Origin of the sequence: Roseateles cavernae, assembly GCF_040187885.1 — a bacterium.
GTDB lineage: Bacteria > Pseudomonadota > Gammaproteobacteria > Burkholderiales > Burkholderiaceae_C > Roseateles_E > Roseateles_E cavernae.
In genome coordinates, this window is sequence record NZ_JBDPLH010000014.1 from 51,479 (window position 1) to 78,015 (window position 26,537).

A 26,537-nucleotide genomic window follows, 5' to 3' on the forward strand; every position below is an offset into this window, starting at 1 on the left:
GTGAACTGGCTGCTGCCGCGTATTGCATTGGCCACCCTGGCCGTGGCTCTGGGAGCCTTGGTCGGTGTGTGGGTGGGGCGCTGGTCACAGGCGCCATTTCTGGGGGAGGTCCTGGGTGCGGGCAGCGCGGTGCTGGTGCTGGTGCTGGTCGACTCGCTGCGCGGCCATCGGCTGATCCAGTGGCTGCGCGGCAACCAGCAGGGCGCCGCGCCGCGTGACACCGGTTTCTGGGGCGAGCTCGGCTATCGCATCGAACGTGCGGTGCGCGAGCGCGAGCGCGTCATCGATCGCGAGCGTCTGCAGCTCTCGCAGTTCCTGTCGGCCATCGAGGCCTCGCCCAATGGCGTGCTGATGCTGGACCGGCATGACCATATCCAGTGGTGCAACAAGGTAGCGGCCGACCACTTCGCGCTCGATCCGCAGCGCGATCTGCAGCAGCGCATCACGAATCTGGTGCGCTCACCGGCTTTTGTCAGCTATCTGCAGTCGGGTCAGTACGCCGAGCCGCTGATGCTGGGCAACACCCGCGGTGCCGGCAATCTTTCGGTGGTGGTGCGCTCCTATGGCGAGGGCATGCGGCTGGTGCTGTCGCAGGATGTCACCGAGCGCGAGCGCGCCGAGAGCATGCGGCGCGACTTCGTCGCCAATGTCTCGCACGAGATCCGCACGCCGCTGACGGTGCTGACCGGTTTCATCGAGACCATGAGCTCGCTGCCGCTGACCGAGGCCGAGCGCAAGCGCGTGCTCTTCCTGATGGGCCAGCAGACCCAGCGCATGCTAACCCTGGTCAGCGACCTGCTGACCCTGGCCCAGCTGGAAGGCAGCCCGCGCCCCGCGCCGGACCGCTGGGTCAGCCTGGACGGCCTGCTGAACCGCGTCGCGTCGGATGCGCAGGCACTGTCCTCGGGCCGGCACCAGATCAGCGTGCAGACCGAGACCCATGCCGATGTGGCCGGCGTCGAGCCCGAGCTGCTCAGCGCGGCCGCCAATCTGGTGACCAATGCGGTGCGCTACACGCCGGACGGCGGCGCCATCGATGTGGTCTGGCGCCTGCAGGCCGATGGCAGCGGCGAGCTGAGCGTCTGTGACACCGGTCCGGGCATCGCGCGCGAGCATCTGCCGCGCCTGACCGAGCGCTTCTACCGTGTCGACGGCAGCCGCTCGCGCGAGACCGGCGGCACCGGCCTGGGCCTGTCCATCGTCAAGCATGTGGCGCAGCGCCATGGCGGCGAGCTGCACATCCAGAGTGAACCCGGCAAGGGCTCGAAGTTTCGCCTGGTGCTGCCGGCCGTGCGGGTGCGGGTGGCCGGTGGCGAGGCCGAGGTGGGCGTCGAGGCGGCGATGCCGCGCGCCCAGGCCTGAGGATGTGTCAGAGCCGGCGCAACACCAGGTAGTGCTGCACCCGATCGGTCGGGCGGCGCACGGTGCCGACCAGGCTCCAACCCTCGGGCAGCGTTGCCTGGGTGTCGTTTTGAAGCAGCGCGTACTGGCAGCTGCTCTGTGCCAGCGGCCGGCGCGCCTCGACCATCCAGCCGCCCTGAAATTCGAGCGAGGCCAGCAACGACATCGGCTGGCCTGGTGCCGCCAGGCAGTTGAACTCGGCCGGCAACTGGCTGCGCAGTCGCTCGATCAGTGCACGATTGCTGCGCGCATAGTCCAGCAGCGGCAGCCACAAGCTCATCGCCAGCAGCCACAGCAGGGCCACGCCACCGGCCGGCAGCACCAGGCTTTTCCATAGCGCATGCTGGTGGCGGGCCGTGCGCCAGCGCACCAGCGCGATCCAGGCTGCCGTGCCGAGCAGGGCCACGGCCAGCGCCAGCGGATGGAAGCTGGGCTCGAAGCCCTGCGCCAGCTTGCGGATATTGGCCAGCGGCTGAGTCGGCCAGCCGGCCTGCATCGAGGCGTAGTAGGCCCACACGAAAAGCGCGCCGGCGCTGAAGAAGAACACCGAGAACCAGTCCATCGCCGCCGCGACGCTGCGCCGCAGGGTCGGCAGCGCAAAGCTGGCCAGCACTGCCAGCGCCGGCAGTGCCAGCAGCAGCGCGCGGTCCGAACCATTCATCAGCAGGCTGGTGATCAGCGGCACCAGCACGCCCAGCAGCGGCACGCTGACATGCCGATGCTGCCAATGGCGCCGCCAGCGCCACAGCGTCCACAGCGCCATCGGCCAGGCCGGCCAGCAGAACCAGGCCAACTGGCTGATGAAACGCAGCGGGTCCTTGGCATGGCCGTCCACCGCGACGCGCCAGGCCCAGCCACGGAACTCCCAGGCGCTCAGCGCGCCCAGGGCCACCGCGACCAGCAGCCAGGGCAGCAGGCGCCGCACCTGCTCGTAGCTGGAGCGGCGTACCAGCCAGGCGCCACCGGCTCCCAGTGCCAGGGCCATCGCCGGCGCACCGCTGGCGGCCAGCAGTGGCAGGGCCAGCAGCACGGCAATGCGGGCCTTGGTCTCGCGGTAGGGCGCAGCCGCCAGGCCGTAGATGAACAGGCTGCAAGCCAGCAGCTGCATCAGCTCGGACGTCGTTTCATGGCCCAGCAGCAGCAGGCCCAGCGAGGCCACCAGGGCCAGCAGCGCGCCATCGGCCAGCGCGCGCGCGTAATCGATCGCATGGGCCTCGCCACCAAAGGCGAAGGCCACCGGCTGGGCCGCATCGGTGCGGGCCAGATGGAAGGTCGTGTACCAGACCAGCACCAGCACGGCCACCAGGGCCAGGCCGAAGGGCAGGCGCGCGGCCAGTGCTGGATCCAGCCAGGGCAGGGCCTTGATGAAGGCGGCGCCTACCCAGTAGGGCAGCAGACCGCCCTCGGCCGGAATGCCGGCGATCGCCGGCTGCCACCAGGGGGCATGGCCTTGCGCGATGCTGGCCATGAAGCCGAAGGTCGTCATGTCGGCATTGCGCCAGGGGTCGCGGCCGAACAAGCCGGGAATCACATAGGCGGCACAGAACAGCAGCAGGGCCAGGCGCGGCAGCCGCTGGGCGCCGCGTTCGGCCACGATGGCGGGGTTGGGCAGGTTCACGCGCGGGATTCTTCTACGGGTTTGTCTCGGTGCGCATCATGCCGCAGAACCTGGGTTCTTCCGGCGCCATGAAAAAAGGCAGCCTGGGCTGCCTTTTGCTGGACCGCCGCGCAAGCGGCGAAGTCTTTACTTCTTGAACTGCGCAAACTTGTTGCGGAACTTCTCGACGCGACCGCCCAGATTGTCGATGCTCTTTTGCTGGCCGGTGTAGAAGGGGTGCGACTCGCTGGTGGTTTCCAGCTTGACCAGGGGCAGCGTGCGGCCGTCTTCCAGGGTCACGGAGTCCTTGGTCTGCACGGTCGAGCGCGTGATGAACTGGAAACCGTTGGATTGGTCCAGGAACGCAACTTCGCGGTAGTTGGGGTGAATGCCGTCTTTCATGAGAGACCTCTCGCTGCAGTGCCGGTAGCCACGCCACACCATGCGACGCACTTTCCGACAGCGGAAAAACGCGGATTATAGCCTGAAGTAGGAACGCCACCCGAAGGTGGCGTTCGCGCACCGCCAAAGCGGTGCCATGAAGTCCTGCAGAACCGAGCTCTTTAACCGCCTCGACGCATCATGTCGAAGAAGTCGAGGTTGTTCTTGGTGGACTTCATCTTGTCGAGGATGAACTCCATCGCTTCGATCTCGTCCATCGGGTAGAGCAGCTTGCGCAGGATCCAGCTCTTTTGCAGGATCTCGGGCTTGAGCAGCAGTTCTTCGCGGCGGGTGCCGGACTTGTTGATCAGGATGGACGGGTAGACGCGCTTCTCGGCCATGCGGCGATCCAGATGGATTTCGCAGTTGCCGGTGCCCTTGAATTCTTCGTAGATCACCTCGTCCATGCGGCTGCCGGTTTCCACCAGGGCCGTGCCGATGATGGTCAGCGAGCCGCCTTCCTCGATCTTGCGGGCCGCGCCGAAGAAGCGCTTGGGGCGCTGCAGGGCGTTGGCGTCCACGCCGCCGGTCAGCACCTTGCCCGACGAAGGCAGGACATTGTTGTAGGCGCGCGCCAGGCGGGTGATCGAGTCCAGCAGGATGATCACGTCCTTCTTCATCTCGACCAGGCGCTTGGCCCGCTCGATCACCATTTCGGCGACCTGCACGTGGCGGGCGGCCGGCTCATCGAAGGTCGAGGAGATCACCTCGCCACGCACGGTGCGCAGCATCTCGGTCACTTCTTCCGGACGCTCGTCGACCAGCAGCACGATCAGATGGCAGTCGGGGTGATTGGCCACCAGCGCATGCGCCAGCTGCTGCATCATCACGGTCTTGCCGGTCTTGGGCTGGGCCACCAGCAGCGCGCGCTGGCCTTTGCCGATCGGCGCGATCAGGTCGATGATGCGGCCGGTGATGTTCTCTTCGCTCTTGACGCCGTCGCGCTCGAGCTTGAACTGCTCGCGCGGGAATAGCGGCGTCAAGTTCTCGAACATGATCTTGTGCTTGCTCTCCTCGGGCGTCGCGTCGTTGACGCGGTCGACCTTGACCAGGGCAAAGTAGCGCTCGCCATCCTTGGGCACGCGTACCTCGCCTTCGATCATGTCGCCGGTGTGGAGATTGAAGCGCCGGATCTGGCTGGGGCTCAGATAGATGTCGTCGGTCGACGCCATATAGCTGGCCTCGATCGAGCGCAGGAAGCCGAAGCCATCGGGCAGCACTTCCAGCACGCCGTCACCGAAGACTTGCTCTCCGGCCTTGGCGCGCTTTTTCATGATGGCAAACATCAGCTCCTGCTTGCGCAGCCGAGCGACGTTGTCGATTTCCAGCTCCTCGCCCATCTTGATGAGCTCGGAGACGTGAAGCGCTTTCAGTTCTGAAAGGTGCATGGGTGAATACCCTGAGAGTCGTCCCAGGCCCTGCCAAGGGCCACGGACAAATACTTCGGCGGCAAGCACTGCATTCAAGCCCGACAGCATCGGTGCATGAACGAGACGAAAGAAATACGCGGGAGCTTGGGCGCCGAGTCCACGCGCCAGAACCTGGTCAGGTCGGGCGTGTTGGCAGTCTGCTGTTCAGTGCGGTCGGTGCGTTTGGAACACCGGCCGCGCCGAACAGGTTGGAATCATTATAGGTTAGCGTCCAGGAAGGCCGTCAACTGGGCCTTGGACAAAGCGCCAACCTTGGTGGCGGCCAGCTGGCCACCCTTGAACAGCATCAGGGTCGGGATGCCGCGGATGCCGAACTTGGCCGGCACCTCGCGGTTCTCGTCCACATTCATCTTGGCGACCTGCAGGCGCTCCTGGTAGGAGGTCGAGACCTCGTCGAGGATGGGCGCAATCATCTTGCAAGGGCCGCACCACTCGGCCCAGTAATCCACCAGCACGGGTTTGTCGGCTTGGATCACGTCGGCTTCAAAAGACGCGTCGGAAATATGTTTGATCAGTTCGCTGCTCATGGGTTGTCCTTGGCTGGCCGACTTCGCGTAGGCGGCATCAGAGGCACAATGATTCTGACACAAAGCCCCGCCGCAGGATTGCGGCCGGTCACAAGGCCCATATCCGGGCGCAGCCTTCATTCTCAAGCCCTTGTCATCACGCCACCTGTTCCCTCTCGATGCCGGCCATGGCGCCGCCCAGTTCTGGCTCCGGCTGGCCGAGACGGCCGCTGCCTGGCTGGAAGGCCAGGGCCTGGCGGCGCGCGATGCCGTGCTGCTGCTGCCCTTCGCGCAACACCTGGCCCCGGCGCGGCGTGCCTGGATGCAGCTTTCGCGCTGGCAGCCGCGCATCGAGACCACCAAAAGCCTGGCCGCCGCGCTGGGCCCGACGCCGCTGCCGCAGGCCCAGCAGATCAGCTTCGATGCGGCGATCGATGGCCTGGCCGCGCGCGGCCTGCTGCAGTCGCAAAGCTGGGCCCAGGCCTTGCGCGCCCGCGATGCTCGGGCCTTCGATCTGGCCGTGCAGCGCCTGGTCGAGACCGCCCATGCCTGGGCCAGGGCGGCCGCGCAGCGCTCGCCGCAGGCGCGCGAGCTGCTGTGGCAGCAGGCGCGCTTGGCCTTGCAGAGCACCGGGCCTGGCGGGCTGGAGCGGGCGCTGGCCCTGGTGGCGCTGGAATGGGCGGCGGCCGACACCCGGGAGCCACCCACCGATGCGCTGTTCGACTTGCGTCCCAGCGCCTGGCTGCATCTGCAGTGCGGCGGCCCGGACCCGCTGGCCGAGGCGCTGCTGGAGCGGGCCGAGGCGGCGGGCCTGCCCTGTCTGCGCCTGTGCGCCGATCTGGCGCTGGATCAGGTCTTCGCCACCAGCCCGCCGCTGGGGCCGCTGGAGCAGGCCTTGTGCGAGGACTTCGAGGACCTGGCGCAGAGCAGCGCGGCCGCCGTGCTCGGGCATCTGCAGGCCGGCCGCAGCCCGGTCGCGCTGATCGCCCAGGACCGGGTGCTGATACGCCGGGTGCGCGCGCTGCTGGAGCGCCAGCAGCTGGGCATTGCCGATGAAACCGGCTGGACCCTGGCGACCACGCCGCCCGCCGCCCAGCTGATGGCCTTGCTGCGCACCGCGCGCGGCCAGGCCAGCCTGGATGAATGGCTGGCTTTTCTGAAATGCGCGCTGGCGGGGCGGCTGCGCGACGCGGCCGGCTCGGGCGCGCTGACGGCTTTGGAAGCCCGCTGCCGTGCGCGCGGCTGGTCCGCTCCGGCGGCGGTGCGCGCCGATCTGCTCAGCCCGGCCAGCGCCCGGCTGTGGCAGGCTGCGCGGCAATGCCTGCAACCGCTGTCGGCCGGCGCGGCTTCGCGCAGCCTGGCCGACTGGCTGGCGGCGCTGAAAGAGGTCCTGCAGCTGCTCGGCGCTGAGGCGCTGATCGAGGCCCAGGATGCCGGCGAGGCCTTGCTCGATGCGCTGTGGCTGCGCCGCTCACCCTGGCCCGATTCGGCTCATGAGGCGGTGCTGCAGCAGGCTCAGCTGAGCATGGCCGACTTCCTGGCCTGGGTCGATGCCAGCTTGGAAGCGGCGCAGTATGTGCCGCCGCCGCTGGGCGAGGTGGTGGTGATGATCACACCGCTGGCGCGCGCGATGTTGCGGCCTTTCGGCGCCGTCGTGCTGCCGGGCGCCGATGCCCAGACCCTGGGGCCGGTGCCGGCCGGGCCGGCCTTGCTCAGCGACACGCTGGCGCGCGAACTGGGCCTGCCCAGCATCGAGGACAAGCGCGCGGCCCTGGCGCTGACCTTTGCCCAGCTGCTGCGCGCCCCGGCCCTGACCCTGCTGCACTGCCGCAGCAAGGGCAGCGAGCCGCTGGCCGCCAGTCCCTTGCTGGAGCGCCTGGCCTTGGCGCTGCAAGCTGCCGGCCATGAACCCATCGCCGTCTGGCAGGACCGGCGCGAGCGGCTGAGCCTGCAGCCACAGCCGCTGCAACGCGCCCAGGCCTACGCCGAGGGGCGCTTGCCGGCGGCGCTGAGCGCCAGCGCGGTCGAGTCGCTGCGCAACTGCCCCTATCAGTTCTTCGCCCGCGTGCTGCTGGGGCTGCGCGAGCAGGCCGAGCTGGAGACCGAGGCCGACAAGCGCGATTACGGCAGCTGGCTGCATGCGGTGCTGCACCAGTTTCACCAGCAGCGGCTGCTGCCGACGCTGGACGATGGCGATGAAGCGCTGCTGCAGCGCGCGGCCATCGAGCAGATGCAGGTCCTGGGTCTGTCCGCGGCCGAGTTCCTGCCCTTCTCGGCCGGTTTTGCGCGCTTCGTGCCGCGCTATCTGGGCTGGCTGCGCGAGCAGGAGTCGGCCGGCGTGCGCTACGCGGCCGGCGAGCTGGAGCGCGAGGTCATGCCCTATGCCGACGGCGGCGCGGTGCTGCAGGACCTGCGGCTGCGCGGCCGGCTCGACCGTGTCGATGTCTCGGTCGGTACGCGCCTGCTGGTCGACTACAAGACCGGCAGCGTCGCGGGCCTGAAAGCCAAGGTGGCCGATCCGGCCGAGGACACGCAGCTGGCCGTCTATGCGGCCTTGATGCAGGGCGCGGCCGAGCCCGCCGGGCCGCCGGGCCTGGAGGCGCTGTATCTGGCGCTTGACGATGCCAAGGGCATCGCCGCCGTGCCGCATCCGGATGTGAGCGACAGCGCCGAGTTGCTGCTCTGGGGCCTGAAGAACGATTTGCTGGCCCTGCACGGGGGCGCGCCGCTGCCGGCGCTGGGCGAGGGCATGGCCTGCGCCTATTGCGAGATGCGCGGCCTGTGCCGCCGTGATGATTGGGCCGGAGCGGCACTGTGATGCAAGAACAAGCGGCCTACACCTGCGACGGCGCCCCGGTGGCGCGCGAACGCTTTTATGCGCTGGCCTGCGATCCGCAGCGCAGCGTGGTCGTCGAGGCCTGCGCCGGTGCGGGCAAGACCTGGATGCTGGTGTCGCGCATCCTGCGGGCCTTGCTGGAGGGCACGCAGCCGCAGGACATCGTCGCGATCACCTTCACCCGCAAGGCCGCCGGCGAGATGCGCCAGCGCCTGGGCGAATGGCTGGATGAGTTTGCGCACTGCAGCGAGGCGCAGCGCCGCGAGGCGTTGATACAGCGCGGCATGCCGGCCGAGCAGGCGGCCGTGCTGGCCCCGGCGCTGGCCGGTCTGCAGCAGCAGCTCTTGCAGGCCGGACGCATGGTCGAGATCCGTACCTTCCACGCCTGGTTCTCGCAGCTGCTGCGCGCCGCGCCGCTGGAGCTGCTGGAGGCTCAAGGCATCGCGCCCGAGCTGCAGCTGCTGGAGGACGAGAGCGAGCTGATGCCCGAGCTGTGGCAGCGCTTTCATGCCGCCGTGCTGGCTGACCAGGCGCTGCTGGCGGCCTATCAGGCCCTGGTGTTCGAGCAGGGGCGCAACAGGGTGCTGAGCTGGCTGGCGTCGGCCTTTGCGAAGCGGGTCGAGATCCGGTTGGCCGCGCAGGCTGGACGCCTGCATGACAGCGTGGCCGGTGCTGCGAGCGTCGCGCCCGAGTTCGCCGGCCTGGCGCATCCGCTGGAGGCGTTCGCGGCGCTGCGGGCCGATCTGGCGACGCTGGCGCGGGTGCTGGGCCAGGCCAAGAACGCCACGCCCAAGAAGGCCGCAGTGGCCATCGAGCAAGGCCTGAGCCTGCCGGATGAGCAGGCGGTGGAGGCCGTCATCGAGGCCTTGTTCACCGCGACCGGCACGCCGCGCAAGAACCTGGGCGAGAGTCTGGAGCTGCAGTCGGCCATCGAGCGGCTGGAGCGCCTGAAGCTGGCACTGGCCCAGCACCAGGCGCGGGGCTGGCATCTGCAGATGTGCCGGCTGTCGCTGTGCCTGCTGGACGAGTTCGAGGCGCTCAAGCGCGCCCGCGGCCTGGTCGATATGAACGATCTGGAGCGCGGCGCGCTGGCCCTGCTCAGCGATGCGCCGCTGGCCGGCTGGGTGCAGGAGCGGCTGGATACGCAGATCCGCCATCTGCTGATTGACGAGTTCCAGGACACCAGCCCGCTGCAATGGCATGCCCTCTATGCCTGGCTGGCCGGCTATGTCGGCGCCGGTGGCGGCGCCAGCGGTCAGCGGCCGCCCTCGGTCTTCATCGTCGGCGATCCGAAGCAGAGCATCTACCGCTTCCGCCGCGCCGAGCCGCGCGTGTTCTCGGCCGCGCGCGACTTCGTCCGCGACGGCCTGGCCGGCACGGTGCTGGCCTGCGACCACACGCGCCGCAACGCGCCGCCGGTGCTGGCTGCCGTCAACACGGCCTTCGATGCGGCCAGCCGGGCCCAGGAGTACAGCGGCTTTCGCCCGCACACGACCGAGGCGGGCGCCGCCTCGGCGCTGGACGGCGTGTTCTTCATCGATGACGACGGTATCGACAGCGACATCGCCGATACGCCTGGCGACGAGCTGCCAGCCTGGCGCCCCAGCCTCAGCCAGGCGCGCCACGAGCCCGAGCTGCACCGCCGTGCTGCCGAGGCGCAGCGCATCGCCGGCTGCATTGCGCGGCTGCTGAGCGAGGAGGGCGTGCAGCCCGGCGAGATCTATGTGCTGGCGCGCAAGCGCGAGGGCCTGCGGGTGCTGGCGCAGACCTTGAAGGCGCGCGGCCTGCCCCATGTGGCGCCCGAGGACATGGCGCTGCTGGACTCGCCCGATGTGCGCGATCTGCTGGCCCTGCTCGACGCGCTGGCCTCGCCGGGGCACAACCTGTCGCTGGCCCATGCGCTGCGCAGCCCCTTGTTCGGCGCCAGCGAGGCCGATCTGCTGCAGCTGGCCGCCTGGTCGGGCAGTGCCGACTGGCTGGGCCGGCAGCGGCCCGAGGAAGCGGCGCGCATGGCCTGGTGGGCAGCGCTGACGCTGGCGGACGAGCAAGATCTGTCCCCGGCGCTGCGGCGCGCCCGCGAGCTGCTGAATCGCTGGGAGCAGCTGGCCGGCGAGCGCAGCCCGCATGACCTGCTGGACGCCATCGTCTTCGAGGGCGACCTGATGGCACGGCTGGCCTGTGCCGTGCCGCCCAGCGAGCGGCGCTCGCGCCTGCATGCGGTCGAGGCCCTGCTGGCCCTGGCGCTGGATCTCGATGGCGGCCGCTACGCCAGCCTCTACGGCTTTGTGCGCGCGCTGAAGAGCCGCGCCTTGAAGCTGGCGGCGCCGGCCGAGCCCGAGGCGGTGCAGCTGCTGACCGTGCACGGCGCCAAGGGGCTGGAGGCCCGTGTCGTGTTTCTGATGGACTGCGAGGCCGGGCCGGCCCGCGCCGAGAGCAGCAGCCTGGCGATCGCCTGGCCGGTGCAGGAGTCGGCGCCCAGCATCGTGGCCTTCCTGGCCTCTGAGAGCCGGCCGCCGCCCTCGCTGCAGCCGCTGCTCGACGACGAGCGCGAGCAGCGCCAGCGCGAGGAGTTGAATGCGCTCTATGTCGCGATGACCCGGGCCCGCTCGCGCCTGGTGCTGAGCCGCAGCCCGTCGCAGCGCAAACCGGCCAACGCCACCTGGTGGAGCCGCCTGCAGCCACTGGCGATGGCCTTGCCGGTGACGGTCGAGGCTGTGGGCGAGTCTGCGGCGGCGGCCGCGTCGTTCCAGCTCAAGACCCTGCCACTGGCGCCACCGCGCGCCGTCGTGCCGGTCGTCGAGATGGGGCAGAGCCCGGCCGTGGTCGATGACAGTGCGGCGCTGGGCGAGGCGCTGCACCGCGTGCTGGAATGGGCCAGCGGTCCGAGCGCGACGGTTCAGCCCTTGCCGCGTCTGCTGGCGGCCGCCGCGCAGATGTACGGCCTGGATGCCAAACGCAGCGAACGGCTGGAGCGCAGCGCGCAGGCCATTCTGGACAGCGCCGAGTGCGCGCCGTTCTTTGATGCGCCATCGCTGCTGTGGGCCGGCAACGAGGTGCCGGTCAGCTGGCAGGGGCAGGACATGCGCCTGGACCGGCTGGTCTGTCGCCATGCCGGCTCCGGACAGGCGCCGATCTGGTGGGTGCTCGACTACAAGCTGCATCCCGCGCCGCAGAACAATCCCGAGTATCTGCAGCAGTTGCAGCGCTACCGCGCGGCCGTGCTGATGCTTCAGCCGGGCGAGCCGGTGCGCACCGCCTTCATCACCGGCCAAGGGCGCTTGGTGGACTGCACCGAGCAGGTCGAGCAGATAAGTCTCGGGGTCGAGTAAAAACCAGGCTAGAATAGCGGTCTTAGTCGGGGCGTAGCGCAGCCTGGTAGCGCATCTGCTTTGGGAGCAGAGGGTCGCGAGTTCGAATCCCGCCGCCCCGACCAAGATTCATCAAGTAAATCAATGAGTTACAGCAGAAATGCCGTAGCTCATTTTTTTCGCCTCGTCGAAATTGCTCCGCGTGGGTAAACCAAGGGGTAAACCAAAGTGATGACGATGCTGCGAGTTGGTGAATTTTTGGAGCGGCCTCTGTCCCTGACGTGGGCCAGATAGACCATGCCCTGCCAAGTCGAGACATAGGCGTAGTCGCTGACCCAAAGCTGGTTCGGCCGGTCTGCATGGAACTGCCGCTTCACCCGATCTTGCGGGCACGGGCACTTCGGCGTGAGGGCGTCGCTCCCATTTCGCTCGCCAAGGCGCTTCAAACATAACTTTCGTGGCGGCGATCGATTACCGTACCCCCAGAAATACCCCCGACTGGCCCTGATGCTTCAGCGGAAATGGTGCGTTTCTTTCTGTCGTTCTCAACACGTCGTGCTTGCATCGATTGAATCGATCGAGCCGTATTGAGGTGGGGCATGATGGATCTCGCTGGCGGCGTTGCCAAGTAGAGCAAAGATCGGGAATTTGCGGTGACAAGCCATGTTCGTGGGCAGTAACACAGAATCTGAATCCTGGACGTCCATGGCGGGCGGGCCTCGAACCGTCCGCAAGAGCTGAATTGCAGCTCAGTTTGCGGCTATGTGATCGGACTCAGCGCATGCCGACGGGGGATGTCTGGCGGGGGCATCCATGTTGGGGGGCAGTTGCGCCGCTATATTCAGGGAAACAGATGTTTGTCTGGAGCGAGGTGCAGCGTAACGGAGATGCGATGCCAAAGTTGTCTGTTCGAGGGGTGGTCGCTGCATGCTTGATCGGTGTCCTGGGTTCTAGGGCGGCCGCGATAGAGATGGAGGTTCCCGCACTCAACACTTACAACATGACGCCATTTGTAACGAGTGCCGGTGCTGGCCTGGCTGCTGACTTGGTCGCCTATCTCAATTACCGCCTGCGCGGCGTGTATCGGCTGCAGCTTCTGCATGTGCCCCGCGAGCGCCTGGTGAGGATTGAGCTGCATGACCCCAAGGCGTTCTCAGGTGTCGCACTGTTCCTCGCGCCACAGTTTGTTGATGATCAAGACCAGCGGCGTTTCCTGTGGACCTCACCTCTGTTCGAAGATCGCAACGTCCTGGCCTTTCTGGGATCCAGGCGACGTGAGATCCAACATCTGGAAGACTTGGCCGGTCTTCGATTTGGCGGAGTTCTCGGCAATCGCTACAGCGGGCTGGATGAGATGGTGCAAGCCGGTGTGCTGACAAGGGAGAATTCGACGAGTGCTTTGTCATCATTGCGCAAGGTCTGCCTGGGAAGGGTGGATTTCACGCAGATGAGTCGGTTGATGCTGGAGTCGATGCTCGCCGAATCGGGTTGCGCGGGGCAACTGGGGCACAGCCCCGTGCCGCAGAGTCCGCCGTTCGGTCGTCGGATTCTGATTGGAGTAGGCAATGTGGCGCTTGCTCGCCGCATCAATGAGGTCGTCGACATGATGCCTTGCGATCCCCAGTGGCAGGCCGTCGCGCGAGGCTACGGCATTGCATCGTTAGCCTGCCCCTCAAGACGGTGATCCGCATTGCCAGAACCCCTGGGGTGACTCTTGCGAAGAGTGCGGGCAAACCGTTTGTCGCGACGGTAGCGTGGTTGTTGCTCTTCCGACGCCTCGTAGGACGGCGCTACGAACCAGCAAGAATGCAACTTTCCGGTCAGTACAACGTCGGTCATCGACGGCTTGTCTATGACATGCAACTCATGATGGCAGGCATCCGGCAGCACGGTATGCATCCGGCAGTTGGTGCTGCCCAGCGGCTGCAGGCATTGCTCGGGCGCCCGCTGAGGAACTACCGTGAGGCGGTACGCGAGATGATCCAGTTGTCCTGAGACTCCAGCGGTTCCGCCGATGCTTGAAAGAATGTTGGCTTCTTACTGGCTAAACAGGTCTTGGCGCTATCCGGTGTGACATGCGCACCTTGTTGAGTCTCTGCGAGGGGGAGTGCTTAGTTTCTGGGGCACATGCTGCGGGGCTGGCAATTATCCGGCTCTGCCAAAAATTGAGGCAGTGCAACGGGCGACCGATGCTTGCTGGGTCGGGACAACGAGATGACTGCCTATTCACAAACTTGTCCACAGAATTTGTGGGCAAGCTGGCCTTGGCCGGAATAGGTGGCGACGTGGCTGTGGCGCTTGCTCGCAAGGTCTGATCAGTGATGGTCATGGCGGCTGGCTTCGTGGAACTACGGGTCAGCGGCACCAGTTCAAGACGGCTACAACACGAGCGTTGCGCCTGCCTTGGTTGCCTTGCACAGCCTTTCACGACGGGAGCGTGAGGGGTTGACGCGAAGGTAGGTGCAGGGCCCCGAGGATGCGTCACAGTTATGCCCGGCTGAGGGGTAACGCACAGGGCATGGGCATTCCGGCTGAATCCAGGCTGGCAAGTCGGTGTTGTGTGTTGTTGGTTATATAGGTCATGGTAATATTTGATAACCTAAATAACCTGTTGAGGTAGTCATGGGTGTCGCTGCAGACCATGTCGGCGTGTCGGCCTCGGTGGGCACGCCTAAAGAAGTTCAAGCCCGGCTCGGCCGATCGCAGGCTGATCGCGTGCTGGTGCTGGAGTTCGACAGCATCGAGCCCTCCGACTTCGCGGCGCTGGCGGACAACTTCACGAACGTGGCGTCTTCCATGTTCGAGGTGTTGATCGAGCGTCAAGACCGGGGATCGATCGAACGCCTGGCCGAAGTGCTGGTGCCCCGTACCCCGCCGTCGCCCCGCTTGCTGAAGGAAGCGAGCATGCTGGTGCAGGCTCGCAAGGCTGTGCTGGAGAGTGGCGATTGGCTGACTGCGGCCCAGATAGCGCAGTTGGCGGGCTTGAGCACTCGCAACCCGAGCGCCCAGCCGAACAAGTGGAAGAAGCAAGGACAAATCTTCGCCATCAATCACGGCGGCGTCGACTACTTTCCGGGTTACGGGCTGGACCGGGATGCTGGCTTCCGTCCGCTGAAACCCCTGGCCAAGGTCATCGAGGTCTTTGCGGGGCACAAGGACGGCTGGGGCCAGGCGTACTGGTTCCGCTCCGAAAACAGTTTCCTGGGTGGCAAGCGCCCCCAGGATCTGCTGGCCTCGGCCCCGGACCGCGTCATTGGGGCCGCCATGGATGAGCTCCAGGAAGTCAGCCATGGCTAAGCGCAGGGCCAAGCCTGCAGGCGATGCAGTGCCTGGTGGTGAGGCATCGCTGAGCACACCGGAGCCTTCGGACAGTTTGAAGGTCACGTTCACTGAGCTTGCCAAAGGTACCGTGCTTCATCGCGTGCATCAAAGCAAGTACAGGGCGGATCAATTCAATCCCGGCAAGCAAGGCAACGCGCGCTTCAGTCCGATTCAAGACGAGAAGGGAAAGGCGATTCCCACGTTGTACGCGGGCACGACGTTGCCGTGTGCGTTGATGGAGACGGTCTTTCACGACGTGCCTCATACCGCCGGCTTCAAGAGCATCGACAAAGCGAAGCTCGAAGGGCAGGTCCATTCCGCCGTCGTGGTGAAAGTGCCCGTGCAACTGGTCGATCTGAGCAGCGTGCCGCTGCGCAAGCTGGGTGTGACACGTAAGCAACTCATCGACACGGAGAAGGATCAGTACCCCGGGACCCGGACGTGGGCCGTGGCTTTCCATGGGCAATGCCCTGACGCCCAAGGCTTGTCCTGGGTGTCGAGGCAGGACGATTCGGCGCGAGCCGTGATGCTCTTCGGCGATCGCATCCCGGCGGGCGCACTCAATGCTGAAGGCGCATCGCGCGGCCTGACCGGCGATGCTGAAACCTACGATGCCGTACTGGATCTGGCAGATCGGATCGGTGTGGTCATCGTCCCGGGGAAGAGTTGAATTGAGCCAAGGCCACGAAAGAGGCGATCTTGATCGCGAACTCGAAGGTGAAGGCTCGGCTAGAAGGCGTCAGGCGTCGAGATTGCAAGCCATTGAGGCGTGGATGCATATTGGGCGGGCACTGGCATGATCTAGCGATCAGGATGATCTCCAACTGGCAAGAGCCCTTGCTCGATTCGTGCGGGAGACATCGGCAGTGCTAGGGCAGGGTGGCCGCAACGGTGTGTGGGTCTGGCCAACGTCGGCCAGATGGGGGGAGGGGCCGTTGCCGCTGACGCAGGGGCCGGGTGTACTACTTTATGCCTGAGCGGCCTCGGCATCCGAGATGAAGCGTGCGAAAGCTGACCACATGGCTGGTGGGTTCGAATACATCGGGAAATGTCCGCACTTGTGGATCTCGGCCAGGCGCACGCCATTCGCCTCCAAGTGGGCCAGGTAGCTGAGCGAGGCGTTCTGACTGCCGTACATGAACATGCGCGGGCAGGCGAGCCCCAGGAACTTCTGCATCAGGCCGCCGTGGTCTGAGAGCTGCACCATCGAACCGAAGATGCCAGGCGCTGCTTTGGGCTGGACCTTGGCGTGCAGGCCTGCCGCGTACAAGGCGCTGGCGTAGGCTGGCGCCCTCCTCGCGCGCTCAATGAACGCGTCGAGGAAGGCCTCCGGGTCGGGATTCGCATCAGCGTGCGAGCGTATGGACACTCCGTGTCTCTCGTTCGGGCCGGTACCGATCATTGAGATGGCTGGCCAAGCGCCGTGCGGCGATCAGCTCTGAGCTCGCTGTTGGCGTTGAAACATGAGATCAGCAGCAGGCTTTGCTCTGCCTCTTTCTTGTGAGCGCGGCTCCGACACGACAGCTCAGGCCGGCGCCCCTGACCAGACCTTCGCGATCCTGATCTCGCTGCCCAGTAGCCGCCGATACCGGAGCGCATCGTTTGGCCCCTTCAACTCGATGGGCGTCGCCACGGAGAGTGGGCCCTGTACGCCCTGGGTGTCGGCGCAATGCACGATGCCCGCCCCGCCAATTGAGCTGCAGCTTCGCCTGGGGATCTATGTCGCAGATCGGCTTGCCGACTCGGCTGCGAGCGAAGGGGCGCCATGCGCCCCGCCGGCTACAGCTACCGGGATCTTTACATCAGCACTCTCGCAAACCCTTGGGTCCTTGCGCATGCGAATCGGCGTCTGCATAATAAAAACAAAATGAAGGTTCATTCATTTAAGGAGACAAAGCATGCAATCAATCCACCGCTCGCTTCCCGCGAGACTGAGCTTTCTCTGCACGGCCGTGATGTCAGCCTGCGCAGCTTGGCATGACCCGGTCCTGGCAGACACCCCGCCTGCAGAGGCCGAGAGCAGGGCGTCTGCGAACAAGGTGTCATCACTGGATGCCGTCATCGTCACCGCACAGCGGCGGCGTGAGCCCGCACGCGAAGTGCCGCTGTCGGCCGATGTGCTGAAAGGCGAGGCGATGGAGCGGGGTGGCTATCAGTCACTGGGCGATGTTGCGGCCCTGCTGCCAGGCGTCAATTTCAGCCAGTCCGGCACCGGCACGGGCCAGAGCCAGATCAGCATGCGGGGCATCACGACCGGTGCGCAGGTCGGCGCCACGGTAGGCATGTACGTCGACGACGTTCCCTTCGGATCCAGCTCGGCCTATGCAGGTGGAGGCTCGAGTTCCTTGGACCTCGGCTTGTTTGATCTTGCCGCCGTCGAGGTGTTGCGCGGCCCGCAGGGCACACTCTACGGTGCCAGCGCCATGGGCGGACTGATCAAGTACATCGCCGCGGAGCCCGAATCCTCCTACTTCGGTGGTCAGGCCACGGCCGAGATATCCAGTATCAAGGGCGGCCGCCCGGGCCACGTGCTTCGAGGCATGGTGAACGCGCCGGTCAAGGACGGCGTGGCCGCGTTGCGCGCTACGGTGTATCAGCGCAAGGACGGCGGCTTCGTTCGCGACCTGAACCACGGTGGCCGTGTCGTCGACGGTTCGCAGACCGATGGTGCCCGCGTGGCGCTCTTGCTGACGCCAAGCAAGACCTTGACAGTGCGCTTGACCGCCATTACCCAGCGCCAGGAGCGCGATGGCTCCTCATTGGAAGACGTGAACCTGGCCACCGGCCAGCCGGTCGATCGTCGCCAGACAAAACGGCTGTTCGTTGACGAGCCGGTACAGGGACGCAGCGATCTGGTATCCGCCGCGGTGAAGGCCGATTTGACCTGGGCCACGCTGGACGCCATCACCGGTTGGCAGCGTTCGGTCAACAACGGGCGAGCCGATCCGTCCGCACTGTATGTGCCCTTCCTCGCGCAGGTCGGCATCGTGAACCCCGGCTATGCGATGGATTACAGCTTTCGCAACCGCAAGCTGACCCAGGAACTTCGGCTGACGTCACCGCGCAGCCGCCAGTTCGAGTGGCTGGCAGGCGCGTTCTACACCGAGGAGCGCGGCACCAAGACGCAGCACCTGGATCCCCTTGACGCGCAAGGCCGGCCAGTACCACCGCTCCTGCTGGATGCGGTCTTCCCCTCCAGGTTCCGCGAGGCTGCCGTCTTCGGCACCGGTACCTATTACCTGACGACGAACGCTGACCTCACCATGGGCGTGCGCCACAGCCAGAACCACCAGCGGCTGGACCAGACCTTCAGCGGAGTGATGGCGCCTGCGCCGCTGCCTGCTGCCTCGTCCTCCGAAAACGTGACCACCTGGCTGCTTACGGGCCGCTGGCGCGTCAGCCCAGACCATGCCGTCTATGCCCGCGCGGCCAGTGGCTACCGCCCTGGCGGACCGCTGCCAGTGATCAACAGCCCGGTGACTGGTCAGCCGCTGAACCTTCCGTCCTTCAAGTCCGACAAGCTGTGGAGTTACGAGTTGGGGTGGAAAGGCAGCCTCATTCCGAACCGCTTGTCCACCGACCTGGCGCTCTACCAAATCGATTGGAAGGACATTCAGGTCTTTACTTCGAGTGCGGGTTTCTCGGGTATCGGCAATGCCGGTCGCGCGCGCTCGCGCGGCATGGAGTGGACGGTGCGTGCGGCGCCGAGGGACGATTTGCGCGTATCCGGTGCCCTGAGTCTGATCGATGCAACCCTGATGGAGGACAGTCCGGATCTCGGTGGTCGCGCGGGCGAGCGCTTGCCTGACACCGCGCGCTGGTCAGCAGCTTTGCAGGCCGACCAGGAGTTTCAGCTGTTTGGCCGCCGCGCCTATCTTGGAGCGACCTTGCGCCATACCGGTGACCGATTCACGTCCTTCGACGCGGCGAAAGCGGGGCCGCAGTACCGCCTGCCCGCCTTCACCACGGTGGACCTGCGTGGTGGCATCGAGTTCGGTCGAGCCAATCTCGGGTTCTTCGTGCGCAATCTCGGCAACCAGCGCGGCCAACTCTCGGCCGACACGGGTCTGAGCGGCGCCGGCGGCCCGGCCCGTGTGAATCTGATCGCGCCCCGCACCATCGGCCTGCAGCTGACTTTTGACTTCTCCTGACCGGCTCGCTGAAATGCACATCGAAGCACGCATCATCGACGTCCTTTTCAAGCAGCCGCTGTCGATCGCGGGACGAACGCTCACCAGTCAACCGGTGCTCTGCGTGGTTGCGCGTTACCGTGGCCACATCGCCTTTGCGGAGGCGGCTGGCGTGTTCTACCGCGGCGACACGGGCGCTCGCCTGTTGGGGGATGCGCAAACGGCCATTTCGCTGCTGCCGGACGATCTGCTCGGCGCCTGGGGCGCTGTGCAGTCGCTGGCGCCGGGCGGTGCACGTAACGCGCTGGATTGGGCCTTGTGGCAACTCGTCGCTGCTCAGCGCGGGCTACCGGCCTACCGGCTGGCCTTTCTGCATCGGGTTCGTCCGCTGCCCACGATGGTGACGCTTGGCCTGGCCAGCGCGGCGGCGATGGCCGAGGCTGCGCTGCTCCACCCTTCAGCGAAGACCTTGAAGCTCAAGCTGGAAGGCTGCGAAGCCGATGCCGATCGGGTGGCCGCGGTTCGCCGCGAGCGACCCGACGTCAGGCTGGCGATCGACGCCAACGAAGGCTGGAGCCTCGAACACCTGGACCGCATGATGGGCGTGCTTCTCACGCACCGCGTCGAACTGATCGAGCAGCCGCTGCCGGCCGCCAAAGACGGTGCACTGAAGGATTTCCGCTCGCCAATTCCGCTGGTGGCCGACGAATCGCTGCAAACACTGGATGACCTGGACCGCGTCGCGTCGTGCTATCAGGTGGCCAACATCAAGCTCGACAAATGCGGTGGCCTGAGCGCGGCGCTGACGCTGGCGAAAGAGGCGCGCCGGCGCGGCCTGCGCGTGATGATTGGATGCATGGGCGGCCGTTCAGCCGCCATCCTGCCAGCCTTTATCGCAGCACAGGGGGCCGACCTGGTCGACCTGGACGCGCCGCTATTCATGGCCGACGTTGGCACGCCAACGGCCCGCTATGCGGATGGCTGCGTTGGCTTCGATGCTGCTGCGTTCATGCTGAGCGGGGCCGACGCGGCTCGCGGGTCGCCCTGACAGGTCCGCCATGCAACATCGCCATCAGCCAGCGTGCCGTCTTGAGCTTGGACTCAATATGCGTCGGCACGCCGATCAGCATCTGGGCCTGCGCCGACACCATCAGCGACAACACACCTTCGCCGATCAGCAGCGCGCCGGACTTGTCGACCTTGCCAGTGCTTGCAGCGATACGCTGCACCGCCTCCAGCATGGCCTGACGCAGCGTCGCGAAGTTGGTCGCCACCAGCGCCTGAACCTCCTCGTTGCGCCGCGCCACAGCGGCCACCTCCAACGCCGTGCGAGCGGCCTGGCCGGTCGGGTCGGGCTTGTCCTGGTTGCGCAGCAGCGTCTCCACCAAGCCGAGCAGCTCGCCCGCAGTCGTGCAGCTGTCAATCGGCATGACCTCGGTCGCGCCTTGCTTGATGAGTTGCTTGAGCACGTCCTCCTTCGAGCGGAAGTGCACGTAGATCGATCCCACCGACAAGCCTGCTTCCCCCGCCACGTCGCTCATCGAAGCCTCGGCCACGCCCCTTCGCTCGAACACGGTGCGCGCAGCGTCCAGGATCTGCTGGCGAACTGCGGCCATATGGCCTTCATCCCGTTTCGGCATTCTCACCCCTTAAAACCGAATAGTTGTTCGTTTATTTTATGATGAAAGACAAAACTGTGATCGCATCCACCAACGCCACCGACCTCGACAAGCTCGAAGCCGTTCTGGCCAAGTACCACCGCGACGATGCCCCAGGTGCCATCGTCAGCGTGCAGCGCCATGGCAAGGTACTGCTGCGCCGCGGCTACGGTTTGGCCAATATCGAATGCGCCCAGGCCAACACGCCATCCACCAAGATGCGCATCGGCTCCACCACCAAGCACTTCGCCTGTGTGATGGCCTTGCTGCTGCGCGACGATGGCAAGCTGTCGATCGACGAGCCGGTATCTCGCTGGCTGCCCGAGCTGCCAGCAAGCCAGGGCCGGCGCACCTTGCGCCAGTTCATGAACCATACGGGCGGCACGCGCGACTATCTCGATCTTTCGCTGATCTCCAACGGCATGACTCTGATGCCCGAAGACGGTGCCTACCGCTATCAGTGCCAGCAGGAGGAGGACAACTTCGCACCGGGCGAGGGCTTCATCTACAACAACGGCGGCTATCGGATGCTGTCGATGGTGATCGAGCGCGTGACCGGCTTGTCTCTGGCCGAAGCGATGCGCCAGCGCCTGTTCGAACCGCTGGGCATGCACGAAACGTCGCTGTGGTCCAACGACCTCAATCCCTTGCCCGGCGTCGCACAGGCCCATTTCGCCACGGCAGACGGTCGTTTCACCAAGGGCATCTTCCCATCGGTCATCCTCGGGGAAGGCGGCATCGCCTCCACGCTGGATGACATGCAGCGATGGCTGGGTCACCTGCATGCGCCGACGCTGTGGGCGCGGAGCCTGTCGGACGAACTGCTGGCCCCCACCCGGCTGAACAACGGCTACGTGAACCCTTACGGCCTCGGCCTGATCGCTGAAACCTGGCGGGGCATCCGGATGTTCCACCATGCGGGTGGCGTCGTCGGCGGCTCGTGCCAGATGCTTTGTGCACCCGACCACGGCATCCAAATCATCACGATGACCAACCGCAGCGACACGGCAGCGCCAGAGCTGGCCGAGAAGCTGCTCAGCGCCCTGGTTGAAGCCGAGCTCGAGCCAGCGTCCGCGCTGGCCGATGCGAAGCTGATCGACAGCCTCGGAGGTCACTACTTCTGCGCAGACAGCGGACGGCACTTTGTGATCCTGCGTCACGGCGACAACCTGTTCCTGAAGAACTTCGATGGCATGCTGCCGCTCACACAAGCGCCTGGCGAGGCCATGCTGCGCGTGAACCTGTTGTCCGTGATCGCACTGACGGTCACGCCGGTTCTGAATAGCCAGGGCCAGGCGGTGGTCATCGAGGTGGCAGAGCAAGGCCTCGTGCACCGCTGCGAGCGCGTTACGCCGCTGCAGGGGCTGGAATCGCTCGGCGACTACGCGGGCAGCTTCCACAGCAGCGAGCTGTGCGCGCACATCACCATAGGCGAGGGCGAGCCGACATCGGTGCATATCTCGGGCCGCTATGGCAGCACGCGCTACCGGCTTGAGCCGCTTTTGCCCGGCACTTGCCTGATGCAGAGCACCGACCCGATGGTGCCGCTCAGCGGCACACTGCGGCTCACGCGCGGTGCGGACGGCAGGCGCCGCTTGATCTTGGACACTGGCCGCACCCGCCGCCTGGCATTGCTGGAGGCGAAAGCCCGTGGCTGACGCACGTGCACCGTCGCGGCTCGTTGTCGCAGGCTTCGGCGCAGGTGCGCTTGGCGCGCACCTGAGTGCGGGCACCATCCCGCTGCTGTTCCTGTTCTACCTGACCGAGTTCGCCAAGGTACCCCCGGCGCTCGCCGGCGTGCTGCTTGCTGTGCCCAAGATCGCCGACTTGCTGCTCGATCCTTGGATCGGGCGTCGAACCGACGACTTGGCCCGCACGATGGGCAGCCGCGGCGCGCTGCTGGGGCTGGGCAGCATCGTGCTGCCGGTGCTGACCCTGCTGCTGTTCGCGCCGGTGGCCGGGCTGCCGCTGCCATTGCGCGTGGGCGTGCTCGGCGCTCTGTTGGTGGCGATGTCCCTGCTTTCGACGGTCTACACGGTGGCGCATACCGCCTTGGCCAGCGAGATCGCTGGCGATATGGGCGGCCGCAGCACCTTGATGTCGGCCCGCGCCATCGGTCAGACCTTCTCGGGACTGCTGGCCTCGATGCTGGCACCGCTGCTGGTGTCCGCGTTCAGCGACTTCCACGGCGGGTACCTGGGCATGTCCACCGTGCTGGGACTGATGTCGGTCGTGGCCATGAGCGTGTGTTGGAGCGCGGTGCGCCGGGTTCCCCTGCGTACAGGCGTCGAGGGTGAGGCCCGGCCTCCGCTGCTGAAGGCCTTGCGCCAGACGTTGAGCAACAAGGCTTTCTATTGCATCGCGCTGGTCCTGGTGCTGATGGGCGCAGCCTCAAGTGCACTCTTTAGCGCTTTGCCGTATGCCAACAAGCATCTGCTCCGCGCTGGCCCCGAGAACCTGTCGCTACTGCTGACGCCGATGTTCGTCGCGCTGCTGGTCGGTGTGTCCTTGTCGCCATGGCTGACCAAGCGCCTGCGCCCGGCCTTGCTGCTGGGCTGGGCCTTGCTTGTGGCGCTGGCGGGCGTGCTGTGGTTCGCGGTCGGACCGCGCGGTAACGCGTCGCTGGTAACCGGGGGCCTGGTGTTCGGTCTGGCCTGCGGCGTGCTGACGGTGCTGATTTCCACCTTGGCGATCGAAGCCTGCACCCGCTCATCCGCCCACGGCGAAAGTCTGGGTCTATACCTGGGCATCCTGTTCTCGGCCGAGAAACTCGGTCAGTCGCTGGGCGGCATCGTCGTCGGCGTCGGGCTGGAATGGGTCGGCTCTCTGGAGGCACCCGCCGGGTCGCCCGCCTTCCACCGGCTCGAGTTGCTGTGGGTCGGTGTGCCCGCGCTGGCGCTGGCCATAGCGTTGCTGCCCCTGATACCCCTGCATGCGCGCCTGCGGGCGCTTTGAAACTAAACGGACACCGGTATGAGAATCTTCACCTCGGGTTTGCTGACAGAGACCAACACCTTCTCCGATTTCAAGACCACGCTCGCGACCTTCGAGGAAATGGGCATTGTGCGCGGACCGATCGCCGCCGACGCCCTCAGCGGAGTGGGTCAGCTCGTCGAGTGCTGGCGTCGTCTGGCCGCCGAGCAGGGCGACACGGTCCACGAGGGCATTTACGGCATCGCCCAACCGGGCGGTCCTGTGCCTGCGGCCGACTATGCCCAGCTGCGAGGCGAGTTGTTGGCCGCAGTGCAGGCTGCACTGCCACTGGACATGGCGCTGCTGTACCTGCACGGTGCGATGGTCGCCGATGGCCTGGATGACTGCGAGGGCGACATCATCCAGGCCGTGCGCGCTCTCGTCGGCGAAGCCTGCGTGATTGGTGTCGAGCTCGATCCGCACTGCCACATGAGCAGTGCCATGACTACGGGCGCCGATGCCATCATCCTGATGCGCGAGTACCCGCACACCGACGGCGAGGAGCGAGGTATCGAGTTGTTCAGGCTTTGCCGGAACGCAGCCGCAGGCCGCACTCGCCCGGTGATCGCAGTGGAGGATTGCCGCATGGTGGGCTTCTACCCGACCACATCACAGCCGATGCGAGGTCTGGTCGACAAGCTCGCCGAGGTGGAGCATCGACCTGGCATCCTGTCGGCCAGCCTGGTGCACGGGTTTCCGTGGGGTGACGTGGCGGACGCGGGCTCCAAGGTCCTGGTGGTAGCCGACGGGAATGCAGACCTGGCGGCGGCCACTGCGCGCGAACTGGCACAGGACTTCTACCGCCTGCGCCACGAGCTGGTGCCCCGGCTCCAGACCATGGACGAGGCCCTGGCGGGCCTTCCTGACGACGACGCGCCCGTCCAGCCACCACGCATACTCGCCGATGCAGGTGACAACCCGGGGGGCGGCGCGCCCTGCGATCACACCGTGATGCTCGCCGCCTTGCTCAAGCACAGCGAACTTCGTAGCGCCTTGGGCATGATCTGGGATCCTGCGGCGGTAGCGGCATGTCATGCCGCCGGCATCGGCGCCGTCATGAGCCTGTCGATTGGCGGCAAGGCTGGTGCGGCTTCCGGCGAGCCCCTCGTGGTCGAGGTGACCGTGCGGGGATTGTCCGAGCAGCATACGCAGCTCATGGGGGAGGGCGTCGATCCGCTCGGCCGCGCCGCCTGGGTGCGCGCCGGCCCGGTCGATGTCGTGCTGATCAGCCGCCGGCAGCAAACCCTGGGACCAACCGCGTTCACGCACCTGGGTGTGCCGCTGCCCGAGGCCCGCGTGATTGGCGTGAAGTCCAGCCACCACTACTATGCGGGATTCTCGCCGCTGTCCAGCGATTGCCGCGTCATCGAAACCGGTGCCGCCCTGTCTATGGACTTTGCCCAGTTGCCGTACCGGCAGCGCGATCGGGACTTCTTTCCGGCCGTGGACAACCCCGCGCCACACCTGGCATGAGATCGGCAGCTTTCGCAAGTGCTCCCCCAGTGACGGCCGCAGGCCCTTTCGCGCAGCCAGGTCGCGTGGAATCGACAACCCGCGCGCTTGTCACCGTCGACGGCCGGCAGTATCTCAACTTCAGCGGATCTAGCTATCTGGGACTGGGTGGCCACGCGACGCTGGTCGCTGCGGGCATCGACGCGCTGCACCGCTACGGAGCGCAGACGCCACTGGCCCGGCACTACGGTTTCCAGCTCGGCGCCAACCTCGATGTCGAGGCCGAAGCACGACGCTTCTTTGGCGTGGACGGCGCTATGTTTTTCGGTACCGGTTACCTTTTTGGGTTGATCGCGTTGCCGGGCTTGGCACCATTGGGTGATGCCATCTTCCTCGACGACCGTGCCCACTACAGCCTGCATGACGGCGCCCGCGCCAGCGGCCTGCCGATGCACAGCTTCCGACACCGAGACGTCAAAGACCTGGCCGAAGTGATGGCACGAACCCTGGCTACAGGCGAGCGGCCGATCATCGCCACCGACGGCATGTTCGCCACCTATGGCTCGGTGCCTCCGCTGAAGGCCTATGCGGAACTGATCGCGAAGCGGGATGGCTGGCTGGTGGTTGACGAGTCGCACGCCTTCGGCTGTCTCGGCGCGACCGGATGTGGCGCCGTGGAGGCCGCAGGTTTGACGCGGGAGCGCATCGTGGCGGGCGGTTCGGTGGCCAAGTCTTTTGGCGCCCACGGCGGCATCGCGATCGGGGATGCTGCCGTGATCGAACGCTTGTGGCAGGGGCCCGCCGCGCGCGGTGCGGCGCTGGGATGCGCAGCTGGAGCGGCGATGACAACCGCCAGCTTGCGGCTCGTGCGCGAGCAGCCGCAGCTGCTGGCCCGCTTGCGTCAGAACGCCCGCCGGCTCAAGGAAGGGCTGCGTGGCATGGAGCTGTCCATCGAAGACGGCGACGGTCCGCTGGCCACGTTCACCCACCGCTCAGCAAGCGATATGCAGCACATCCAGTCAAGCCTGATGTCGTCAGGCATCGTCGTCAGCTATTCCACCTACGTCGGCGCGGGTCCTGCCGGTTCGCTGCGCATCGCAGCGATGGCCGATCACACCGAGCAACAGATAGACCGGCTGCTCACCACCTTGGCGCCGCTGCTTTGAGCAGTGCCGTCCACCAGGTCTGTCACGACCACCTTCCTTTCCAGTCTCCAGTGCCACTCATGAATCTTCCCTTCTCCAAGCTGCGCCATGCCCATGGCTTCGTGTTCCTGTCGGGCGAGCTGCCCATCGCCGAGGACGGTACGGTGCCAGAGGGCATCCGAGCGCAGACCTCCCTGGCCTTGCGCCGCATTGAAGCCACCCTTGCCGGCGCAGGCCTCACACTGAGCGAGGTCGTCCAGGTCACGGTGCATCTGATCGACACGGCCGATTTCAGTATGCGTCCGGCCAAGTCATCTTGACAGGCTGACGACCTGAGCG

Annotated in this window: 20 protein-coding genes, 1 tRNA gene and 1 pseudogene; 15 read left to right on the forward strand and 7 right to left on the reverse strand. The window is 66.2% G+C overall.

The features are described 5' to 3' along the window. Nucleotides 1-1,362 carry a phosphate regulon sensor histidine kinase PhoR gene (gene phoR / locus ABGI63_RS23845; protein ID WP_349745055.1) on the forward strand — a complete coding sequence of 454 codons (1,362 nt, stop codon included), beginning with the start codon at nucleotides 1-3 and terminating at the stop codon, nucleotides 1,360-1,362. A 7-nt stretch (nucleotides 1,363-1,369) separates the two neighbouring features. On the opposite strand, the gene ABGI63_RS23850 is transcribed toward phoR, so the two are convergent. The 4 genes from ABGI63_RS23850 to trxA all read right to left on the reverse strand — a co-directional run bounded on the left by ABGI63_RS23850 (nucleotide 1,370) and on the right by trxA (nucleotide 5,396). Then, entirely contained in the window at nucleotides 1,370-3,019 is a 1,650-nt protein-coding gene (locus tag ABGI63_RS23850) for a hypothetical protein (RefSeq protein WP_349745056.1), read from the reverse strand. Between the two features lie 126 nt (nucleotides 3,020-3,145). After that, nucleotides 3,146-3,400: a type B 50S ribosomal protein L31 gene (locus ABGI63_RS23855; RefSeq protein WP_349745057.1), complete on the reverse strand. Its 255-nt coding sequence runs from the start codon at nucleotides 3,398-3,400 to the stop codon at nucleotides 3,146-3,148. A gap of 161 nt (nucleotides 3,401-3,561) precedes the next feature. After that, complete coding sequence (gene rho, locus ABGI63_RS23860) at nucleotides 3,562-4,827, reverse strand: transcription termination factor Rho (RefSeq protein WP_137945597.1); 1,266 nt, start codon at nucleotides 4,825-4,827, stop codon at nucleotides 3,562-3,564. A gap of 239 nt (nucleotides 4,828-5,066) precedes the next feature. Beyond that, nucleotides 5,067-5,396 carry a thioredoxin TrxA gene (gene trxA / locus ABGI63_RS23865; RefSeq protein WP_137945598.1) on the reverse strand — a complete coding sequence of 110 codons (330 nt, stop codon included), beginning with the start codon at nucleotides 5,394-5,396 and terminating at the stop codon, nucleotides 5,067-5,069. Nucleotides 5,397-5,526: 130 nt separating this feature from the next. Here trxA and ABGI63_RS23870 point away from each other — a divergent pair, with 130 nt between their 5' ends. From ABGI63_RS23870 to ABGI63_RS23880, 3 genes are all read left to right on the forward strand, one after another. Further along, a complete protein-coding gene (locus ABGI63_RS23870; RefSeq protein WP_349745058.1) occupies nucleotides 5,527-8,193 on the forward strand; it encodes a PD-(D/E)XK nuclease family protein in 2,667 nt (888 codons plus the stop codon). Next, complete coding sequence (locus tag ABGI63_RS23875; RefSeq protein ID WP_349745059.1) at nucleotides 8,193-11,540, forward strand: UvrD-helicase domain-containing protein; 3,348 nt, start codon at nucleotides 8,193-8,195, stop codon at nucleotides 11,538-11,540. Before ABGI63_RS23870 ends, ABGI63_RS23875 begins: the two co-directional genes overlap by 1 nt. A 27-nt stretch (nucleotides 11,541-11,567) precedes the next feature. Next, nucleotides 11,568-11,644 (forward strand) — tRNA-Pro (locus tag ABGI63_RS23880). Between the two features lie 147 nt (nucleotides 11,645-11,791). Here the strand turns inward: ABGI63_RS23880 and ABGI63_RS23885 are convergent. Next, nucleotides 11,792-11,920 (reverse strand): annotated as a pseudogene (locus tag ABGI63_RS23885) (IS3 family transposase); the annotation flags it as partial. 452 nt (nucleotides 11,921-12,372) lie between these two features. Here ABGI63_RS23885 and ABGI63_RS23890 point away from each other — a divergent pair. From ABGI63_RS23890 to ABGI63_RS23905, 4 genes are all read left to right on the forward strand, one after another. Then, nucleotides 12,373-13,203, forward strand: a complete 831-nt coding sequence (locus tag ABGI63_RS23890; RefSeq protein ID WP_349745060.1) for a hypothetical protein — start codon at nucleotides 12,373-12,375, stop codon at nucleotides 13,201-13,203. Between the two features lie 122 nt (nucleotides 13,204-13,325). Next, nucleotides 13,326-13,514 (forward strand): hypothetical protein, encoded by a 189-nt coding sequence (locus ABGI63_RS23895; protein ID WP_349745061.1) that lies wholly within the window; start codon nucleotides 13,326-13,328, stop codon nucleotides 13,512-13,514. A 627-nt stretch (nucleotides 13,515-14,141) separates the two neighbouring features. Then, nucleotides 14,142-14,816, forward strand: a complete 675-nt coding sequence (locus ABGI63_RS23900) for a hypothetical protein (protein ID WP_349745062.1) — start codon at nucleotides 14,142-14,144, stop codon at nucleotides 14,814-14,816. Further along, nucleotides 14,809-15,510, forward strand: a complete 702-nt coding sequence (locus tag ABGI63_RS23905; RefSeq protein WP_349745063.1) for an RES family NAD+ phosphorylase — start codon at nucleotides 14,809-14,811, stop codon at nucleotides 15,508-15,510. Before ABGI63_RS23900 ends, ABGI63_RS23905 begins: the two co-directional genes overlap by 8 nt. A gap of 297 nt (nucleotides 15,511-15,807) precedes the next feature. Here the strand turns inward: ABGI63_RS23905 and ABGI63_RS23910 are convergent, their stop codons facing one another. After that, nucleotides 15,808-16,209 carry an alpha/beta hydrolase gene (locus ABGI63_RS23910; protein WP_349745064.1) on the reverse strand — a complete coding sequence of 134 codons (402 nt, stop codon included), beginning with the start codon at nucleotides 16,207-16,209 and terminating at the stop codon, nucleotides 15,808-15,810. Nucleotides 16,210-16,738: 529 nt separating this feature from the next. Here ABGI63_RS23910 and ABGI63_RS23915 point away from each other — a divergent pair. Then, complete coding sequence (locus tag ABGI63_RS23915) at nucleotides 16,739-18,991, forward strand: TonB-dependent receptor (RefSeq protein ID WP_349745065.1); 2,253 nt, start codon at nucleotides 16,739-16,741, stop codon at nucleotides 18,989-18,991. A 13-nt stretch (nucleotides 18,992-19,004) separates the two neighbouring features. Then, nucleotides 19,005-20,018, forward strand: coding sequence for an enolase C-terminal domain-like protein (locus ABGI63_RS23920; protein WP_349745066.1), 1,014 nt, complete (start codon nucleotides 19,005-19,007; stop codon nucleotides 20,016-20,018). On the opposite strand, the gene ABGI63_RS23925 is transcribed toward ABGI63_RS23920, so the two are convergent. After that, nucleotides 19,978-20,586, reverse strand: a complete 609-nt coding sequence (locus ABGI63_RS23925; protein ID WP_349745067.1) for a TetR/AcrR family transcriptional regulator — start codon at nucleotides 20,584-20,586, stop codon at nucleotides 19,978-19,980. The two genes, ABGI63_RS23920 and ABGI63_RS23925, sit on opposite strands and share 41 nt — an antisense overlap. A gap of 80 nt (nucleotides 20,587-20,666) precedes the next feature. Between ABGI63_RS23925 and ABGI63_RS23930 the strand changes: the two genes are divergently transcribed. From ABGI63_RS23930 to ABGI63_RS23950, 5 genes are all read left to right on the forward strand, one after another. Continuing rightward, nucleotides 20,667-22,286, forward strand: a complete 1,620-nt coding sequence (locus tag ABGI63_RS23930) for a serine hydrolase domain-containing protein (protein WP_349745069.1) — start codon at nucleotides 20,667-20,669, stop codon at nucleotides 22,284-22,286. Then, on the forward strand, nucleotides 22,279-23,583 hold the full coding sequence (locus ABGI63_RS23935; protein ID WP_349745070.1) for an MFS transporter: 1,305 nt from the start codon (nucleotides 22,279-22,281) through the stop codon (nucleotides 23,581-23,583). Before ABGI63_RS23930 ends, ABGI63_RS23935 begins: the two co-directional genes overlap by 8 nt. An 18-nt stretch (nucleotides 23,584-23,601) precedes the next feature. Next, nucleotides 23,602-25,074 (forward strand): M81 family metallopeptidase, encoded by a 1,473-nt coding sequence (locus tag ABGI63_RS23940; protein ID WP_349745071.1) that lies wholly within the window; start codon nucleotides 23,602-23,604, stop codon nucleotides 25,072-25,074. A gap of 65 nt (nucleotides 25,075-25,139) precedes the next feature. After that, nucleotides 25,140-26,219, forward strand: coding sequence for an aminotransferase class I/II-fold pyridoxal phosphate-dependent enzyme (locus ABGI63_RS23945; RefSeq protein ID WP_349745072.1), 1,080 nt, complete (start codon nucleotides 25,140-25,142; stop codon nucleotides 26,217-26,219). Nucleotides 26,220-26,278: 59 nt separating this feature from the next. Next, nucleotides 26,279-26,518 (forward strand): RidA family protein, encoded by a 240-nt coding sequence (locus ABGI63_RS23950; RefSeq protein ID WP_349745073.1) that lies wholly within the window; start codon nucleotides 26,279-26,281, stop codon nucleotides 26,516-26,518. Nucleotides 26,519-26,537 lie beyond the last annotated feature (19 nt).

What these genes read in the sequence shown, in the direction of transcription:
- ABGI63_RS23855 (WP_349745057.1), bottom strand. Translation starts at nt 3,400, where the DNA reads ATGAAAGACGGCATTCACCCCAACTACCGCGAAGTTGCGTTCCTGGAC.
- rho (WP_137945597.1), bottom strand. Translation starts at nt 4,827, where the DNA reads ATGCACCTTTCAGAACTGAAAGCGCTTCACGTCTCCGAGCTCATCAAG.
- trxA (WP_137945598.1), bottom strand. Translation starts at nt 5,396, where the DNA reads ATGAGCAGCGAACTGATCAAACATATTTCCGACGCGTCTTTTGAAGCC.
- ABGI63_RS23875 (WP_349745059.1), top strand. Translation starts at nt 8,193, where the DNA reads ATGCAAGAACAAGCGGCCTACACCTGCGACGGCGCCCCGGTGGCGCGC.
- ABGI63_RS23890 (WP_349745060.1), top strand. Translation starts at nt 12,373, where the DNA reads ATGTTTGTCTGGAGCGAGGTGCAGCGTAACGGAGATGCGATGCCAAAG.
- ABGI63_RS23895 (WP_349745061.1), top strand. Translation starts at nt 13,326, where the DNA reads ATGCAACTTTCCGGTCAGTACAACGTCGGTCATCGACGGCTTGTCTAT.
- ABGI63_RS23900 (WP_349745062.1), top strand. Translation starts at nt 14,142, where the DNA reads ATGGGTGTCGCTGCAGACCATGTCGGCGTGTCGGCCTCGGTGGGCACG.
- ABGI63_RS23905 (WP_349745063.1), top strand. Translation starts at nt 14,809, where the DNA reads ATGGCTAAGCGCAGGGCCAAGCCTGCAGGCGATGCAGTGCCTGGTGGT.
- ABGI63_RS23915 (WP_349745065.1), top strand. Translation starts at nt 16,739, where the DNA reads ATGCAATCAATCCACCGCTCGCTTCCCGCGAGACTGAGCTTTCTCTGC.
- ABGI63_RS23920 (WP_349745066.1), top strand. Translation starts at nt 19,005, where the DNA reads ATGCACATCGAAGCACGCATCATCGACGTCCTTTTCAAGCAGCCGCTG.
- ABGI63_RS23925 (WP_349745067.1), bottom strand. Translation starts at nt 20,586, where the DNA reads ATGGCCGCAGTTCGCCAGCAGATCCTGGACGCTGCGCGCACCGTGTTC.
- ABGI63_RS23940 (WP_349745071.1), top strand. Translation starts at nt 23,602, where the DNA reads ATGAGAATCTTCACCTCGGGTTTGCTGACAGAGACCAACACCTTCTCC.
- ABGI63_RS23950 (WP_349745073.1), top strand. Translation starts at nt 26,279, where the DNA reads ATGAATCTTCCCTTCTCCAAGCTGCGCCATGCCCATGGCTTCGTGTTC.